This window comes from Stenotrophomonas sp. STEN083 (assembly GCF_056759195.1).
The window spans coordinates 27,388-44,259 of the sequence record NZ_JBRRCU010000034.1 but is presented as its reverse complement, the minus strand read 5'-3'; the positions used below and the strand labels follow the sequence as shown (position 1 = coordinate 44,259).

Below are 16,872 nucleotides of genomic sequence, written 5' to 3'. Positions count from 1 at the left end.
GTGTGTTTGGGGCGTTGCTTTGCTGGGAAAGGTATTTCGGGGTCTCCCTGCCGGCTAGTTGGGGGGGGCACTACCGAAAGCAGCAGAGCAAACCCCTCCCCGGCCCTCCCCTTCGCTTTGCGAAAGGGAGGGAGCAAACCCCACCGTTACTTTGGCCTCATAAACCCGAGCCGGGTTTCAGGCGATAATCCGCCCAGCGTCGGCGTGTTGCCTGCGCACTCCCCCGTTTCGGAATTGCAATGAGCGAGATTCGCAAGGTACCGGCCTCCGCCGGTGCGGAATGGCTGCTGACCGGTTTTGGCCTGCTCAAGCGCGCGCCACTGGCGCTGGGTTCGCTGGGCATCCTGTGGGGCGTCGGCACTTCGCTGGTGCTGTCGCTGTCGATGCTGGTGCCGGCACTGGGCACCGTGGTGCAGCTGCTGCTGTTGTTGGCCGGCCCGTTGTTCATGGGCGGCATGTTGTGGGCGATCCGCGAGGTCGACCAGGGTCGGACCGCCAAGCCTGCGCACCTGCTGCAGGGCGTACAGGAAGGGCGTGCGCCGCACCTGTTGGTCGCCCTGCTGCCGCAGCTGTTCGCTGCCCTGCTGCTGGGCACGCTGCTTCTGGTGCTGGTTGGCACCGACGGCCTGCAACAGCTGTCGGTGGTGATGGTCAAGCTCAACGAGCTCAGCCAATCCGGTGCACAGCCGGACCCGGCGCAGATCGAGGCACTGGTGGCGACACTGCCGGCAGGGCGCATCCTGCTATGGCTGCTGTTGCTGATCGCCAGTTTTGTGGCCGTGACGCTTGCGCTGTTCGTGATGCCGCCGCAGGTGATGTTCGAGCGCTCCGGTGGCATGCACGCGCTGCGCGAAAGCCTGCGCGCCAGCATCCACAACCTGCCTGCGATGCTGGTGTTCTTCGTGTTGGCTTTCATCGCCATCTTCGCGATCTATTTCGCGGTGATCATCGTGGCGCTGTTCATTGGCCTGATCGCCGGCCAGGTCGCTGCCATGGCCATCGCGCAGTTGTTGCTGATGGCGATACTGATGCCGGTCTTTGCCGGTGCCGTGTATGCCGCGTGGAAGCAGATACTGGCGCCAGCCGATGCGACCGGCCCGACCCCGCCGCCGGTAAGCAGCGGTCACGTGTTCGAAGCCTGATCCAAGTTCTCATTTTGCTTGCAACAAGGCCGTGCAGAGATGCGCGGCCTTGTTGTTTCAGACCGTGTCGCGGCTGCGCTTGATCAGGTACATGGCCTGGTCGGCAGCATGCAGCAAGGCATCAACCTCGGCACCGTCCGCCGGGTAGGCGGCCACACCAATGCTGGCGGCGATCGCCAGGGTGAGTTCTTCACCGTCACGCAGGTAGTGCATCGGTGCCTGCAGCGACTGCGTCACCCGCTCCATCAGACGATGGGCGTCGTTGATGTCATCAAGCTCTTCCAACACCAAGGCGAACTCATCGCCGCCCAAACGGGCCACGGTGTCGTTCTCGCGCAGCGCACCGCGCAGGCGTGCAGACAGCTCGATCAGCACCGCATCACCAGCACCGTGACCCCAGGTGTCGTTGACCTCCTTGAAGCGGTCCACGTCCACATAGACCAGCGCGAACATGCCACCATGGCGCTGCGCGCGGTGGTGTGCGCTCTCCAGCCGGTCCATGAACAAGGCGCGGTTGGGCAGCCCGGTAAGCATGTCGTGCATGGCCAGATGGCGCATTTCCTGCTCCATCTGCTTGCGCTGCTCGACTTCGATCTCCAGTTGGCGGTTGCGCTCGGACAGCTCGCTCAGCGCATCACGCAGCGCCACCCGGTGCCGGTACAACTCCAGGAACACCTGCACCTTGGACAGCAGGATGGTGGCCTCCAGCGGCTTGGCCATGTAGTCCACCGCGCCGAAGCCATAACCCTTGAGCCGGTGCACGTCGTCGGCGTAAGTGGCGGTGACGAAGATGATCGGGGTCTGTCGGGTGGTTTCTTCCTGCGACAGGATCTCCGCCACTTCAAAGCCGTTGATGTCCGGCATGTAGACGTCCAGCAGCACCAGCGCGAACTCATCGTCCAGCGTGGCCTTCAGTGCATCGTTGCCGCAGGCCGCCTCGACCACTTCCACGTCGAGCTTGGCCAGCACCCGGCGGATCACCAGCAGGTTGGCGGGGTTGTCATCTACGGCCAGGATTTTGGGGCGTTGCACTGCCGCCGGCTTGGTCACGAGCATAATGCTTCCAGCAAAAAGGGAATTTCGGGGAGAGGCAGGCAATGGTCGGCGCCCGCACGCTCCAGTGCAGCGGCCGGCATGATAGCCACTTGTGCCGTTTCCGGATCCTGAACGATCAGTGTTCCAGCGAAGCTTCGTATCCGCGCACACCCTTCGGCGCCGTCGGAATTTGCCCCAGTCATCAGTACAGCCAACAACTGTCCGCGCCAGACCTCAGCCGCAGATTCAAACAGAACATCGATGGAAGGGCGTGAAAATGCCACTCGCGGGTCGATGCTCAGGGCAAAACGGCCATTGCGCTCCATCAGCAGATGGTATCCCGAGGGGGCCACATAGACCCGCCCCGGCTCAGGCAGCTGGCGCTCTTCGGCCTCCTGCACCGGCAAGCCACTGCGGCTGGCCAGCAGCTCGCAGAACACCCGCATATCCTCCGATCCGCTGTGGCAGACCACTACCATCGGCACCGGCAGCGGCCCTGACAGGCCGCCCAGCAATTGATGCAGGGCGGCAAGCCCGCCCGCCGAGCACCCCACCACAACGGCTTGTGGAGGCTGCCCGGACGCTGTTTTCACAGTAAGCCACCGGCGTTGCGGTACAGCCGCAATTCGGCATCCAGCGGCACAAAATCGCGCGCACTGGGGGCGAAGCGGATCGACTCCCGATTGCCCAGGCACAGGAAGCCGCCGCGGCTGAGGCTGCTGCGGAACAGGCCCAGCACCCGGTCCTGCAGCGTGTCGGAGAAATAGATCAGCACATTGCGGCACAGGATCAGCTGCGCCTCGGTGAACACGCCGTCGCAGACCAGGTTGTGGTTGGCGAAGGTGACCCGCTCCTTGAGCCGCTCATCCAGCTTCATGAAGTCGTAGCGGGCGTGGTAGTAATCGGACAGCGTGTGACGGCCACCGGCCGCCAGGTAATTCTCCGAGTACAGGCGCGCATCGCGGATCGGGAAGATGCCTTCCTGCGCCTTGGCCAGCGCTTCATCGCTGAAGTCGGTGGCGTAGATCTGGCAGCGGTCGTACAGCCCGGCTTCCTTGAGCAGGATGGCCAACGAATAGACCTCCTGCCCGTGCGCGCAGCCGGCCTGCCAGATATTGATCTGCGGGTAGGAGGCCAGCACCGGGAACACCTCGTCACGCAACTTGCGGAACACCGCCGGGTTGCGAAACATTTCCGACACCGGCACCGACAGCTTGGCGATCACCTGCGGCACCATCTCGTCTTCACGCAGCACGCGCGCGGTCAGCTCGCTGACGCTGGACAGGTTCAGCCCATGCGCCAGCGCCAGTACGCGCCGCTTCAACGAGGACGGCGCGTAACCGGTGAAGTCATAGCCATGCCGCCGCGACATCGCGGTGATGAAGGCATCAACTTCGATGTCGTCGATGTCATCGCGCAACGCTTGCGGAGCGATGGGGCCTACTTTTGCAGCCATACACGCATCATCGACAACAGCTTGTCCAGATCCACCGGCTTGGTGAGGTAGTCATTGGCACCGGCATCCAGGCATTTGTCACGGTCGCCATGCATCGCCTTGGCGGTGACAGCGATGATCGGCAGGTTGCTCCACTGCGGCAGCTTGCGGATCTCGCGGGTGGTTTCGTAGCCATCCATGCCAGGCATCATGATGTCCATCAGCACCAGCTCGATGGACGGATTCTCCTCCAACTGCTGCAGCGCCTTGTAGCCGTCCTGTGCCATCGACACATTCACCCCACGCGCGCGCAGTGACTTGGACAGGGCAAACAGGTTGCGCATGTCGTCGTCGACCAGCAGCACCTGACGGCCGCCCAGATTATTGTCGTCGGACGGCGTGGCGTTGGCCCCACGCGAGCCAATGCTGTGCAGGAACAGGCTCACTTCATCGAGCAGGCGCTCGGGCGAGCGCTGGCCCTTGATCACGATGCTGTCGGTGTACTGGCGCAGCTTGAGGCTGTCTTCGCGGCTCAGGTCCTGGCCGGAATAGATCACCACCGGCGGCACTGCAACCAAGGTTGCCGCCTTCTCCAGGAATTCGATGCCGGAGATGCCGCCCAGGTTGAGATCCAGCACGATGCAGTCGTAGCTATGGGTGGCGATGCGCTCCAGCGCTTCTTCGCCGGAGGCGACCTGGTCGATCTCCACATTGTCCGCCTGCAGCAGTCGGGTCAGCGCCAAGCGCGAATCCGGATCGTCGTCGACCAGCAACAGCTTGCGCACGATCTTGCCGGCTACATCCAGCAGATGGTCGAAGGCGGCAACCAGCGCCTTGCGATCCACCGGCTTGGTCAGATAGCCGACCGCGCCCAGCGCAACACCGCGCGCGGCTTCATCAACAGCGGAAATGAAGTGCACCGGGATCGCCGCAGTAACCGGATCATGCTTGAGGTGCTGCAATACCGACCAACCGTCCATGCCCGGCAACATCACATCCAACAAGATGCCGGTGGGACGATAGCGCCGCGCCAGCTCCAGCCCGCTCTCACCATCGGCGGCGGCAAGCGCGCGGTGGCCCTTGCGGCGGATCAGGTCGACCAGGATGCGGGCGAAGGCCGGATCATCTTCCACCGTCAGGATCACCGTCTCGCCGGCGGCAATGGCGTGGCGATCATCGGGAATCCAATCAATCAGCTGCGCGGTAGCGACGCGCGCCGGGCCCGGCGTGGGCGCAGGCCGCTGCTCGCTGCTGGCCTGACTCGCAGCCACCGCGCTGTTGATGGCAGCCGACAACAGCGGCAGCACCAGGCTGAAACTGCTGCCCTTGTCCTGCTCGCTGTCGACCACCAACTGCCCGCCCAGCAACTGCGCCAGGCGCCGCGCAATGGCCAGGCCCAGGCCGCTGCCACCGTAATGGCGGCTGGTGCTGGAATCGACCTGCTCGAAGGCCTCGAAGATCGAGTCCAGGCGATCTTCCGGAATACCGATACCGGTATCACGCACCGTCAGCGCCACATGCTGGTCGTCGGCGGCCGCACCGATGCGGGTCAGCATGGCACTGCTGGCCATCGCCATATGCAGGGTCACCGAGCCTTCGCGGGTGAACTTGAAGGCATTGCCGAGCAGGTTGTTGAGCACCTGCTGCAACTTGGAGCGATCGGTGACCAGTGCCTCGGGCATCGACGGGTCCACCTCGATGGCGAACTCCAGCCGGTTCTCCATCGCCATATGGCGGAAGTGGCGCGTCACCTCGCGGGTGATGGCGTCGATCTTCACTTCTTCGCGGTGCACGTCCATCTTGCCGGCCTCGATCTTGGACAGATCGAGGATGTCGTTGATCAGCCGCAGCAGATTGGAACCGGAGTCGTGGATGACCGCGGCAGCTTCCACTTCCTCCACGTCCAGATGCCCGCTCTCGTTCTCGGCCAGCTCCTTGGACAGGATCAGCAGGCTGTTGAGCGGGGTGCGCAACTCGTGCGACATATTGGCCAGGAAGTCGGTCTTGTACTGGCTGGCACGTGCCAGCTCCTGCGCCTTGAACTCGGTTTCGCGCTGCAATACCTGCAGCACGTCCTTCTGCTCGTTGAGCACTTCGGTCTTCTGCCGCAGCTCCTCGTTGGAGGCCTGCAGCTCCTCGGCCTGCACCCGCAGCTCCTCTTCGGAAGCGGACAGGCGCTGGGCCTGCTCTTCCAGCTCCACAGTCTTACCCTGCAACTCTTCGTTGGTGGCGCGCAGCTCTTCTTCCTGCGCCTGCAAGGCCAGCTGCGACACCTGCAGCTCTTCGGCCTGGGCGCGGGTGTGGTCCAGCAGCAGCTGGGTCTCGTCGGCGCGGCAGATATTGTCCAGGCCCAGTGCCACGGTCGGCAGCACCGAGTCGATGAAGGCTTCCTGGGTGGCGTCGAAGTGGCCGAACGTGCCGAACTCGAACACGCCCAGCAGGCGGTCCTTCAACAGCAGTGGCACCGCTACCAGATGACGGGGCTGCGCCTCGCCCAGCGCCGAATGCACGCCAAAGAAGTCGTCAGGCACCTGCTGCACGCTGATGCGCTTGCGCTCCAATGCCGCCTGCCCGATCAGGCCATCGCCAAGCCCATATTGCAGGCCGAGATGCTTGCGCCGCTGGAAGCCATAGCTGCCCTGCAGGCGCAGCTGCTTTTCTGCTTCATTCCAGGCAAAGAACACCCCGATCGGCGCATCGATACGCGGTGCGATCTGCGACACCAATGCCTGCGCGTAGTCATCCGGGGTCTGTGCGGTCTGCAGCTCTGCGCCAACTTCGCCGACGCTGAGCTTGACCCAGTTGGCGTCACGCGACTCCAGCGAATTGCGCCGGAACACCTCCAGCGCGCGCGCGATCTCGCCGATCTCGTCGCCGCGATTCAGGCCATTGATCTCCACGTCCAGATCGCCGTTGGACAGGCGTGTCATCTTGTCGGTCAGGCGGTTGATCGGATTCACCACCAGCCGCGAAATCATCCACAACGCCAGGATGATGATGACGAAGCCGAGCACCAGCAACACCAGCGAAATCGTGTGCGCGCGGGCGATCCACTGGCTCATCTGGCCACGGTCGCTGAGCAGCTGGGTCATCTCCGCGTCGTAGATCCCGTCCAGCGCATCGGCCAGTGCATTCCCCTGCCCGCCGGCACTGAGTGCGTCCAGCTGCTGCACCTCGGTAAGCTGCGCGGCACCGGCGGCCGGACGCAGCACAGCCATCAGTTCGTTGTCCCAGTTGCGGGCCTGTGCCTGTGCAGCACGCAGGCGCTCGGCCACTGGCTCGGTGCCGGCGGCGGTGAGCGCCGCGGTCAAGGCGGTATCACGGCGCTCGCGCTGTTTGGCCAGCAGGTCCATATGCCGCTCGCCGTCACCAAGCAGGTAATTGCGGACCGCGATCTGCTGCAGGCGCACGGCCTGGATCGCATCCTCGACCTGGCGGATCACCTCGATCTGCACGCCTTCGTGGCGACGCGCGTCGTCGTCCCGCCCGGAGGTGCGGTAACTGACCACGCTGGTGGCCAGGAAACACAGGAAAACCAAGCCAAATGCCGCCAGCATCTTGCTCAGCAAAGGCACGTTGTTGATCCAGCTACTCTTCTGTTGCGTCATGCAGGTGTCCCCCGGGGTGCCACCACGCCTGCCAATCCGCGCGGCCTCTTTTCAGTGAAAATAGCGCAGATTGCTGAAGACCGCCTGCTACGGTTGAATCAGGGTTTCGCGGTCTTGCCCTGGTCGCGCGGCTGCAGCCAACGCGAGGCATGTATGCCCAGTTCGTAAAGGAAACACATGGGTATCGCCAGCATCAGCTGGGACACCACGTCCGGCGGGGTCAGCACCGCCGCCAGTACAAAGATACCGACAATCGCGTAACCGCGGCCTTCACGCAGCTGCTGCGGGCTCACCCAGCCCAGCAGGACCAGGATCACCATCGCCACCGGCAGCTCAAAGCTGGCACCGAAGGCAAAGAAGATCGCCAGTACGAAATCCAGGTAGGCATTGGCATCCGGTGTGATGGCGATCACATCCGGGCGAAAGGTAGTCAGGAAATGGAATACCGCCGGCAGCACCAGGAAATAGGCGAAGGCACAGCCGATATAGAACAGTGCAACCGCCGAGCCCAGCAGTGGCAGCGCGAGGCGCTTTTCACGGGCATACAAGGCTGGCGCCACAAATGCCCAGGCCTGGTACAGCAGCCACGGCACCGCCACGAACAGGGCAGCAAAGAAGGTCAGCTTCAGCGGCGCGAAGAATGCACCGGCTGGATTGGTGGCAATCATCGATTGCCCGGCCGGCAGCTGCGAGATCAGCGGCATGGCCAGATGGGTGTACAAGGTGCGCGAGAAAGGCATCAGTGCCAGCAACACCACGCCCAGACCCAGCAACCCGCGCACCACCCGCGAGCGCAGCTCGACCAGGTGTTCGATCAGGGTGTTTTCGTTGAGATCCGCCGCACTCATGGCGTCCGCTCCTGGCTTGGCGGGGCCTGCTCGGCGCCTGACGGCGCATCACCCAAGGGGATGCTGCGGTTCAACTCGGGGTCGATGGCCGCGTCACTGACTGGCGCCGCGGCCGCATCCTGCGGGGCTGGCTCAGCAGCTGCAGGCGATTCCCCATCGGCCGTCGCTACCGGACGTGGCTCAATGGTGCGCGGCTCGATTACCCGCTCGGCAGCCGATTCCGGCAATTCCACTTCGCGCTTGAAGGCATCACCTTCATTGCGCACCTGCTCGGCCTGGTCGCGCAGCCCGGCCTCGGCCTGCTGCATCGACTGGCGTACATCCTGCAGATTGCGCTTGAGCTCCTCGGCGTGCAGCTCGCGCTCAAGCTCCTGCTTGACCGAATCCCATTGGTTGCGCGCACGGCGCACCCACAGCCCGGCAAACCGCGCTGCCTTGGGCAGACGTTCCGGGCCGAGGACCACCAAGGCCACCACTGCGATCAGCAGCAGTTCGCTGAAGCCGATATCAAACACGTCGCGCGCTCAGGATCAGCGCGCGTCGCGGTCGTGCTCGGCCTGCTTTTCGCCGCTCTTGTCGGCATCACGCGATTCGTCGCCCAGCTGAGCCGCCGGCTTGTCCTCGTCACGCATGCCCTTCTTGAACTCTTTGACCGCACTGCCCAGATCCTTGGCACCGCTCGTCAAGCGCTTGGTGCCAAACACCAGCAGCACGATGACCAGCACGACCAACCAGTGCCAGATGCTGAAACTGCCCATGATCTGCTCGCGTTATCTGTGTGGAGGTTGTCGAGCATAGCGCACAAGGTCTTAACTGATCGCTATGCCAAAGGTCAGTTGCCGCCGTCCAGGCTTTCGGTGCGGATCTCGCCTTCGGAGACCGGCTGGAAGCCCTGCTGCGGCGCCGGTTCAGCGGTGGCGTGCTGCAACGGTGCGGTGGTCGCGGTATCGACGCCAGCGGTATTGGCACCATCGGCATTGGTTGCCGGTGCCTGCACGCTGACCGCATTGCTGCGCGGCGCACTTGCAGCCACCGGTGCAACGCTGCCCTGGGTGCCACGCTTTTCACGCGCGGCATAGGTGGACTCTTCCAGACGGTCACGGAAGGACACGACGTCGGAAGACGGCGCCGTATTCAGGCGGCCTTCCAGGATCATGCGCGGAGTGGTGTTCTGGCCATAGGCATCGAGATTGGCGGCATCGTCGATCTGCAGCACCGCACCATCCAGTGCGACACCTGCAAACAGGCCGCGCGCGCGCGACCACGACCAGATTTCAGCCTTGAGCTGGCCATCGGTGGCGGCCGCGGCATTGCGGCCAACCGGGCCGGCGGCAACGCCAGCATCGGCGCCGAGGGTGAACTTGCCGTTGACGATGTTGTCCAGGCTGCGGTCGTTGCGGAACACCAGGATCACATCTGAAGACTGCACACCGGCCTGGAAGCCGATGCTGCCGCCGGTAAGCTTGATGAATACCGGGTTGGACCAGCTGCCATCGGCCATTTTCACCGACATCAGCCCGTGGCCGCGGCGCCCGCCCAGCACCAGACCGGCCTTGATGGTGTCCGGCAGGACGATGATGGCGCGGCCTTCATCCAGCAGTTTGTCGGGGATGGACTGCTCGGGAATGTTCTGGATTTCACTGAGCACCCGCACCGCATTGCGGGCACGTTGATCTTCCTGCGGACCGGCGACGGCAGTGGCGGACAACAGGCTCGCGGACAACAGCAGCACAAGGCACGGCAGGCGGCGCATGGGTAACTCCGTAGGTCGATGCATAGAAAGATAGCGCAAGTGCCTGAAATTAGTAGCGTGGCTCTGAATAGCTGGTGAGCGGGCGTGAGGCATGAGCACCTGTAGTGCCGAGCCATGCTCGGCAGGGGGCGCTACTAGTAAAGCTTCTGCCGAGCATGGCTGGGCACTACACCAAATCCGTAGAGCTCCCTTCTCCGCCCATACCTGCGAAAATGCCCGGATGTCCAACGCCCCCACTACCGCGTTGCTCGCGGTCAATCTAGGCACGCCCGAGACACCGACCGCTCCTGCGGTGCGGCGCTATCTGGCGGAATTCCTCAGTGACCCGCGCGTGGTCTCGATCCCGGCCTTGCTGTGGAAACCGCTGCTGTACGGGTTGATCCTGCCGTTGCGCAGTGGCCGCTCGGCACAGAAGTACGCGCAGGTCTGGTTGCCGGAAGGCTCACCGCTGGCGGTCCATACCCGGCGCCTGGCCGAAGCCATGCAGCAGCAGCTGCCGCAATGGCGGGTGCATGAAGCCATGCGCTATGGCGAGCCGGCGATGCTGTCGGCACTGGACGCATTGGCTGCCGAGGGTATCCAGCGCATCGTGGTGTTGCCGCTGTATCCGCAGTACTCCACCACCACCACTGCCTCCATCGAAGACCGCGTGCAGCAATGGCAGGCACGCAACCCGAAGGTGACGGTACAGACCATCCGCGACTACGCCGACGACCCGGCCTGGGTCGCCGCAGTCGCCGCCTCCATTGCCGACTACTGGGCCGAGCATGGCCGTGGCGGCAAGCTGGTGTTCTCTTTCCACGGCATCCCGCAACGCCTGGCCGATGCCGGCGACCCCTATCCGCAGCGTTGCGAAGCCAGTGCCAAGGCCATTGCCGCTGCGCTGGGCCTGAGCAGTGATGAGTGGGAACTTGCCTATCAATCGCGATTCGGCCGCGAACGCTGGCTGCAGCCCTACGCCGAGCCACGACTATGGGAACTGGCCGAAAGCGGCATCAAAACCCTGGACGTGGTCTGCCCAGGTTTTGCCACCGACTGCCTGGAAACCCTCGAGGAGGTGCAGATGGGCTTCACCGAAACCCTGGCCGAACGTGGCGCGCGCATGCGCTACATCCCCTGCCTCAACGACAGCGCTGCCCACGCCAGCGCACTGGCAGCATTGGCGGCGGCGCAACCGGCATGAACGCGACGCCTTTTGAACTGCAGCTCGATGGCATCCGCGTGGCCGGCCTGCGCGCTGGCAACCCGGATGGCCTGAAGGTCCTCGCCCTGCATGGCTGGCTCGACAACGCAGCCAGCTTCCTGCCGCTGGCCGAACAATTGCCGACGCTGGACCTGGTGATGGTCGACCTGCCCGGCCATGGCTATAGCGACCACCTGCCACTGACCACGCCGTACACCACCCCGCACGCCATCGTGCAGACCCTGGCCATTGCCGATGCGCTGGGCTGGGACCGTTTTGTACTGCTCGGCCATTCGATGGGTGCGGCAATTGCCAGCCTGATCGCCGCCGTGGCCGGCGAGCGCGTGCAGGCACTGGTATCGATCGAAGCACTGGGCGGACTGACCGCACCGGCCGGCGAAACCGTGCAGCGCCTGCGTGCCTATGTGGAGGCGATGCTGAAACTGGATGCCAAGCAGTTGCGGGTATTCCCCGACCTGAGCGCGCCGGTACGCGCGCGGATGATGGTCAACCAACTCAGTGCGGCCTCGGCACGGCTGCTGATCGAACGCGGGGTCAAACCCGTCCACGGTGGCTGGAGCTGGCGCAGCGACCCACGCCTGATGCTGCCCACCGCGGTGCGCATGACCGAAGAACAGGTCTGCGATGTGGTCAGCGCCATCCTCTGCCCAGTGCAGGTGATCTACGCCACACCGGCCCAGCCCTACTTCCCGGAGCCGGAACGCAGCCAGCGCGCGGCGCTGCTGCCGGATGGTCGCCTGAACACCCTGCCCGGCCATCACCATGTGCACATGGATGACCCCGAGGCAGTCGCGCTGATCATTAGCGACTTCATCGCGGCGTTGCCCGACGCCAGCTGAATATGGAGCCCGGTGCCAATGGCATCGGCTTCAGTAGTAAGCACGGCAGCCGATAACCCCGGCATTGCCGTAATCGAGAAGATGTTCCGCAGCCCCGCAACGGTTGCTGCGCGTCCCACCATCGCATGCCCCCCCGCCCCGCCCTTCGGCCCGGTGTCATCACCGGCCTGATCCTGCTCGCCTGTTGGCTGGGCTGGACCACCAGCAGCGTCGCCGCGCTTGCTCACCGTCCTGGCGGTGACGAAGCAGCGGTGGCAACGCTGGTGGATGGACTGCGCGCGCAGGGGCTGCTGCCTGCGACTGCTGCGCCGTTGGCGATCCGATTGAGCACGCCCGCCTGCGGCTGCGAGCAAAGCGAGCAGGACTGGCAAAAACTCGGCGCCGCGCTGCAGATACACGGCGCACACGCCATCGCACTGAACACAGCTGCGGCCCATGAGTTGCTGGTACTGGCCGCCGATGGTCGCCCGCTCTATGCCGGCCCCTTGCGGCCTTCCGCGCTGGCCTGTGGCCGCAGCGATCCAGCCCTGGCCAGTTGGCTGCCTGCGCTGCTGGCGGAACACAGCCCGCCCCTGATCCTTCCTCCCCGCTGTTCCTGTTGAACCGGAGTTCCCTATGCCCACTCGCCCCCACGCCACGACGCCACCTCCCGACGCCTATTACACGCAGCTGGCCTGCGCGGCGGATCGCATGTTCCTGTACTTCGGCCTGATCCTCGGCCTGGCGTCGTTGGCGCTGGCCCTGTGGTCGGGACAATGGCTGCCGTTCTACGCCGTCAGCCTGCCCTCGCTGGCGCTGATGGCGGTGCAGATCAAACTGGCGCCGGGCAGCCTGCTCAGCCGGGTAACCGTGGCATTGGTGCTGATGGCGCTGGTCGCCGCCACCATCCAGCAGGCCAATGGCCTGGTGGAAATGCACTTCGGCGTCTTCGTGGTGATCGCGCTGCTGCTGTACTACCGCGACTGGATCCCGGTGGTGGTAGCTGCGGCGGCGATCAGTGTGCATCACCTGGCCTTCTACTGGATGCAGGCGCGCGGCCTGCCGGTAACTGCGTTCGCCCCGGGCAGCGGCCTGGATATGGTTCTACTTCACGCCCTGTATGTGGTGGTTGAAACCGCCTTCATCAGCGCGATGGCCGTGCAGCTGCGCCGCCAGGTGCTGACCTTGGGTGCAGCGCCCGCGCGCCTGCGCGCGATGGTGGACGCAATCGCCAACGGTGAAAGCAACGCCGCCATCGGCGACGATCGCCGCTTCGCACCAGGCACCCTGGCCGATGGCGTGCTGCGGATGCGCACCCAGCTTGAGCAGAAGCAGCAGCAGGAAGCCGCACTGCACCACGAAAACACCCAGATTCGCGCTTCGCTGGATGCCTCGCGCACCGGCATGATGATTGCCGACAACGAGCACATCATCCGCTACGTCAATCGCTCGGTGGTGGCTTTGCTGCGCAACCAGCAGGACACCCTGCGCGAGGCTTTCCCCGACTTCAACGTCGATACCCTGGTTGGCAGCAGCATCCACCGCTTCCACGCCAACCCGGCGCGCATCCGCGGCATGCTCGACCAGCTCAAGAAGGTGCACAACGGCCAGATCACCATTGGCCCGGTGCATTTCAGCCAGGTGGTGACACCAGTCTTCAACGCCGACGGTAGCCGCAGCGGCTTTGCGGTTGAGTGGCATGACCGCACCCAGGAACTGCTGCTGGAGAACAGCGTGGCTGATATCGTCGCCGCCGCCTCGGCCGGCGCACTCGACCAGCGCCTGCAGACAGTAAGCGAGGCCGGCTTCATCCAGACGCTTACCACCGGCATCAACCAATTGCTGGAGGTTGTTACCACCACCACCGGCGAGCTGCGCACAATGTTGTCGGCGCTGGCTGCCGGTGATCTGGATCACCGTGTTCGCGGCGACTATGCCGGTGACTTCGAGGCGATGAAGATCGACGCCAACCTCACCGCCGAACGCCTGACCGGCATCGTTGGCCAGATCAAGCAGTGCTCATTGGCAATCAACACCGCCGCGCACGAACTGGCAGCAGGCAATGACGATCTGTCACGCCGCACCGAGCAACAGGCCGCAAATCTGGAAGAAACCGCCGCTTCGATGGAAGAGTTGACGTCGACCGTACGCGAGAACGCAGCCTCGGCCCGTCAAGCCAACCTGCTGGCGGTAGACGCGGCCGATGTTGCCGCACGTGGCGGTGATGTGGTCGGGCAGGTGGTATCGACGATGCGTGCGATCGAACTTTCGTCCAAGCGCATTGCCGAGATCATCGGTGTGATCGATGGCATAGCCTTCCAGACCAATATCCTGGCGCTGAACGCCGCGGTGGAAGCCGCGCGTGCCGGTGAGCAGGGGCGCGGTTTCGCGGTGGTGGCATCGGAAGTGCGCAGCTTGGCACAACGCTCGGCCACGGCCGCACGCGAGATCAAGGAGCTGATCGGCGACTCGATGGGCAAGGTGGAGGATGGCGCCGCGCTGGTCGCACAGGCTGGCAGCACCATGAGTGAGATCGTCGGTTCGGTGCAGCAGGTCAGCGACATCGTCGCGCGGATTGCGGCGGCCTCGCAGGAACAATCGGTCGGCATCGAGCAGGTCAATCACACCGTCGTGCAGATGGATGAAACCACCCAGCAGAATGCGGCCTTGGTGGAGGAAGCCAGTGCGGCTGCGCGCTCGATGGAGGAACAGGCGAGCGCGTTGGCGGAGGCGGTTTCGGTGTTTCGTTATTCGACCGGTGGTGCGCACGAGGTGATGCGCCGGGCGGGGTGGGGTGGCTGTTGCTGTTGCTGTTGCTGTTGCTGTTGCTGTTGCTGTTGCTGTTGCAGGAGCAGGAGCAAAATCAGAAAAAAAAATAAAGGCAGGAGCAAAGGCACCCCTCCCCAGCCCTCCCCTTGCCTGCGGCAAAGGGAGGGGATGGACCATGCACTTGGCGATTATTTCGGCGCCTGCGGTGTCCGCTGTTCTCCCTCCCTTTGCCGCAGGCAAGGGGAGGGCTGGGGAGGGGGGCTTTTGGCTTTTGGCTTTTGGCTTTTGGCTTTTGGGCTTTTGCTGCTGCTTTAGCCCTTCTCCCGCTTGCGGGGTGAGAGGGGCAGTTTGCGAACCACAGGTTCGCTGCCCGTCGAACGCCCTTGCGCCAGCGCAAGGGCCGGGGCGCGGAGCGGGGGTTGGGATGAGGGGACGCTTTTGATCTTCCCGGTAAGGCCCTTGCCGAGCATGGCTCGGCACTACAGTGGCCTTCAGCCCTGCGCCCGCAGCAACTGATGCAAGGTGCTCTTCAACCTGCGGCCTTCCTCGCGCAGGTAATCACGCTCGTCGCGCCACTCAGGAAAACGTGCTTCCACTTCCGCCCAGAACGCCGGCGAGTGGTTGGCCTGCAGCAGGTGACACAGCTCGTGCACCAGCACGTACTCAAACGCAGACGGCCGCGCCAACACCAAGGCCAGATCCAGGGCCATAGAACCGTCCGGCGCCAGCGAGCCCCATTGCGAGGACATCACTTTGGGCCGCAGCCGTGACGGTGCACGCGACAAGCCCGGCAGATAACGCGGCAGCCACTGGCCGACATCAGCACGCACCTGCACTTCGTAGAACTCACGCAGCGCGCGCCGCAATGCAGGTTCCCCTGCACGTGCAGGCAACTGAATGATCACAACACCCGCATCCGCCTCGATGCGGGTAAACCGGCCTTCCTGCCATTGCACCGGCAACAACTCACCGCGCAACGGCAGCACACCGGGCTCACGCAGGCGCAAGGCCGGTGCCAGCAAGCCATCACCGCCCAGCCGCGCCAACTGCTGCTGCAACCATTGCCGGTTGGCCTGCAGGAAACGCTCACCTGAAACCAGGCTTGCCCGCAGCGGCAAGGTCAGCCGTGCACCGCGTTCGTCCACGCTGAGTTTGAGCCGGCGTGCACGCGGATCACGCACGCGCAGCACTTCGATCTCCGCATCGTCCAGACGCAGGCGCACCGTGTCGCGCTGGATCACCGGCGCGGCGGGGGTCATCAGACGGCGAAGCAGACTAACCATGGCTCCAGCATAGTCCCTACCCGGTTACGAAACCGGGTAGGTCAGCAACGGGTTCAGCTATCAGCCTTGCTCAGCTTGAATGCCTGCTCCAACAGCAGGAACAGTCGACGGATTTCACCGCTCTGCAGGGCGAAGCGGGCATCCAGTTCAGCACGGCGGCCTTCCTCGTCAATGTGCTCGAGCTGGTCCAGCGCGCCATCGAGGAATTTCAGCTTGCGCACGATCAGGTCGTCGCCAAGTACGAAGGACAGGTTGTCCTCGAAGATCAGCGCCAGCTTGGTGACCTGCTTGCCGGCATCAAGATGCTTGTCGATCTCGTCGCAACGAAGTTCCTGGTGCTGGCACTTGACCACCGCACCGCCTTCGGCCGGGTCCTTCATCTCGCATTCTTCGCCCAGGCTCAGGCCTTCCGGCAGCGGCTCGCCAGCGATCCACGCGGTCAGGATGGCGCGCGGTGCGACTTCGGCGTTCAACGGCATCGCCGGGAAGCTGCCGAGCATGCCGCGGATGTCGCTCATCACGTTCTCGCCGGTCTTGCGGCTGGAACTGTCGACGGCGACGTAACCGTGCTGCAGGTCGAGGAAGGCATCGGTACGCGAGCTTTTGACGAAGGCGCGCGGCAGCAGCTCGTGCAGCAGGTCGTCCTTCAGGCGCTTGCGCTCACGGCCGCCGGGCTTGCGGCCTTCCTTCTCTTCGATCTCCTCCAGCTTGCGCTGCAGCAGGTCGTTGACCACCACGCTGGGCAGGATCTTGTCTTCACCGCCGACGGTCAGCCACAGCGCATCGCCGATGCGGTGCGAGAACTGGATCTTTTCTTCACGGCCGAACGGCGAGATGAAGCCGCGCGAGGTCATTTCCAGCGCGCCGACCGGCTTGAGCACCACCTGCGGCAGCAGCGTATCGACGTCGGAGAAATCAATGGAGGTTGGGAAACGGAACAGCGTGAGGTTCTTGAAAAACATGGATGTCCTATTTCG

The 16,872-nt window shown here is 64.1% G+C and carries 15 protein-coding genes; 5 read left to right on the top strand and 10 right to left on the bottom strand.

Annotation, left to right across the window (positions count from 1 at the left end):
* Positions 1 to 239 precede the first annotated feature (239 nt).
* Positions 240 to 1,142 carry a BPSS1780 family membrane protein gene (locus ACVOK8_RS11660; RefSeq protein WP_481515022.1) on the top strand — a complete coding sequence of 301 codons (903 nt, stop codon included), beginning with the start codon at positions 240 to 242 and terminating at the stop codon, positions 1,140 to 1,142.
* A 57-nt stretch (positions 1,143 to 1,199) separates the two neighbouring features.
* Here ACVOK8_RS11660 and ACVOK8_RS11655 read toward each other — a convergent pair whose 3' ends face one another.
* The 8 genes from ACVOK8_RS11655 to ACVOK8_RS11620 all read right to left on the bottom strand — a co-directional run bounded on the left by ACVOK8_RS11655 (position 1,200) and on the right by ACVOK8_RS11620 (position 9,821).
* Positions 1,200 to 2,198 carry a diguanylate cyclase domain-containing protein gene (locus tag ACVOK8_RS11655; protein WP_481566944.1) on the bottom strand — a complete coding sequence of 333 codons (999 nt, stop codon included), beginning with the start codon at positions 2,196 to 2,198 and terminating at the stop codon, positions 1,200 to 1,202.
* A complete protein-coding gene (locus ACVOK8_RS11650; protein WP_481566943.1) occupies positions 2,189 to 2,770 on the bottom strand; it encodes a chemotaxis protein CheB in 582 nt (193 codons plus the stop codon). The genes ACVOK8_RS11655 and ACVOK8_RS11650 overlap by 10 nt, the downstream gene beginning before the upstream one ends.
* On the bottom strand, positions 2,767 to 3,633 hold the full coding sequence (locus ACVOK8_RS11645; protein WP_481566942.1) for a CheR family methyltransferase: 867 nt from the start codon (positions 3,631 to 3,633) through the stop codon (positions 2,767 to 2,769). The genes ACVOK8_RS11650 and ACVOK8_RS11645 overlap by 4 nt, the downstream gene beginning before the upstream one ends.
* Entirely contained in the window at positions 3,618 to 7,220 is a 3,603-nt protein-coding gene (locus ACVOK8_RS11640) for a hybrid sensor histidine kinase/response regulator (RefSeq protein ID WP_481566941.1), read from the bottom strand. Before ACVOK8_RS11640 ends, ACVOK8_RS11645 begins: the two co-directional genes overlap by 16 nt.
* A 98-nt stretch (positions 7,221 to 7,318) precedes the next feature.
* The gene (tatC, locus tag ACVOK8_RS11635) at positions 7,319 to 8,068 is read right to left on the bottom strand and encodes a twin-arginine translocase subunit TatC (protein ID WP_481536604.1); all 750 of its coding nucleotides are present in this window, start codon (positions 8,066 to 8,068) and stop codon (positions 7,319 to 7,321) included.
* Positions 8,065 to 8,583, bottom strand: a complete 519-nt coding sequence (gene tatB, locus ACVOK8_RS11630; RefSeq protein ID WP_481566940.1) for a Sec-independent protein translocase protein TatB — start codon at positions 8,581 to 8,583, stop codon at positions 8,065 to 8,067. Before tatB ends, tatC begins: the two co-directional genes overlap by 4 nt.
* A 15-nt stretch (positions 8,584 to 8,598) precedes the next feature.
* Positions 8,599 to 8,826 carry a Sec-independent protein translocase subunit TatA gene (gene tatA, locus ACVOK8_RS11625; RefSeq protein WP_282269413.1) on the bottom strand — a complete coding sequence of 76 codons (228 nt, stop codon included), beginning with the start codon at positions 8,824 to 8,826 and terminating at the stop codon, positions 8,599 to 8,601.
* A gap of 74 nt (positions 8,827 to 8,900) precedes the next feature.
* Entirely contained in the window at positions 8,901 to 9,821 is a 921-nt protein-coding gene (locus tag ACVOK8_RS11620; protein ID WP_481566939.1) for a lipid-binding SYLF domain-containing protein, read from the bottom strand.
* A gap of 220 nt (positions 9,822 to 10,041) precedes the next feature.
* Here ACVOK8_RS11620 and hemH point away from each other — a divergent pair, with 220 nt between their 5' ends.
* From hemH to ACVOK8_RS11600, 4 genes are all read left to right on the top strand, one after another.
* Complete coding sequence (gene hemH, locus ACVOK8_RS11615; protein WP_481566938.1) at positions 10,042 to 11,004, top strand: ferrochelatase; 963 nt, start codon at positions 10,042 to 10,044, stop codon at positions 11,002 to 11,004.
* Positions 11,001 to 11,864, top strand: a complete 864-nt coding sequence (locus ACVOK8_RS11610; RefSeq protein WP_481566937.1) for an alpha/beta fold hydrolase — start codon at positions 11,001 to 11,003, stop codon at positions 11,862 to 11,864. The genes hemH and ACVOK8_RS11610 overlap by 4 nt, the downstream gene beginning before the upstream one ends.
* Positions 11,865 to 11,989: 125 nt before the next feature.
* Positions 11,990 to 12,466, top strand: coding sequence for a hypothetical protein (locus ACVOK8_RS11605; RefSeq protein WP_481566936.1), 477 nt, complete (start codon positions 11,990 to 11,992; stop codon positions 12,464 to 12,466).
* Positions 12,467 to 12,479: 13 nt separating this feature from the next.
* A complete protein-coding gene (locus ACVOK8_RS11600; RefSeq protein WP_481566935.1) occupies positions 12,480 to 14,927 on the top strand; it encodes a methyl-accepting chemotaxis protein in 2,448 nt (815 codons plus the stop codon).
* 176 nt (positions 14,928 to 15,103) lie between these two features.
* On the opposite strand, the gene ACVOK8_RS11595 is transcribed toward ACVOK8_RS11600, so the two are convergent.
* Both ACVOK8_RS11595 and ACVOK8_RS11590 read right to left on the bottom strand, forming a co-directional pair.
* Positions 15,104 to 15,895 (bottom strand): M48 family metallopeptidase, encoded by a 792-nt coding sequence (locus ACVOK8_RS11595; protein ID WP_481566934.1) that lies wholly within the window; start codon positions 15,893 to 15,895, stop codon positions 15,104 to 15,106.
* 53 nt (positions 15,896 to 15,948) lie between these two features.
* Complete coding sequence (locus ACVOK8_RS11590) at positions 15,949 to 16,857, bottom strand: recombination-associated protein RdgC (protein WP_282269426.1); 909 nt, start codon at positions 16,855 to 16,857, stop codon at positions 15,949 to 15,951.
* Between the last annotated feature and the right edge of the window lie 15 nt (positions 16,858 to 16,872).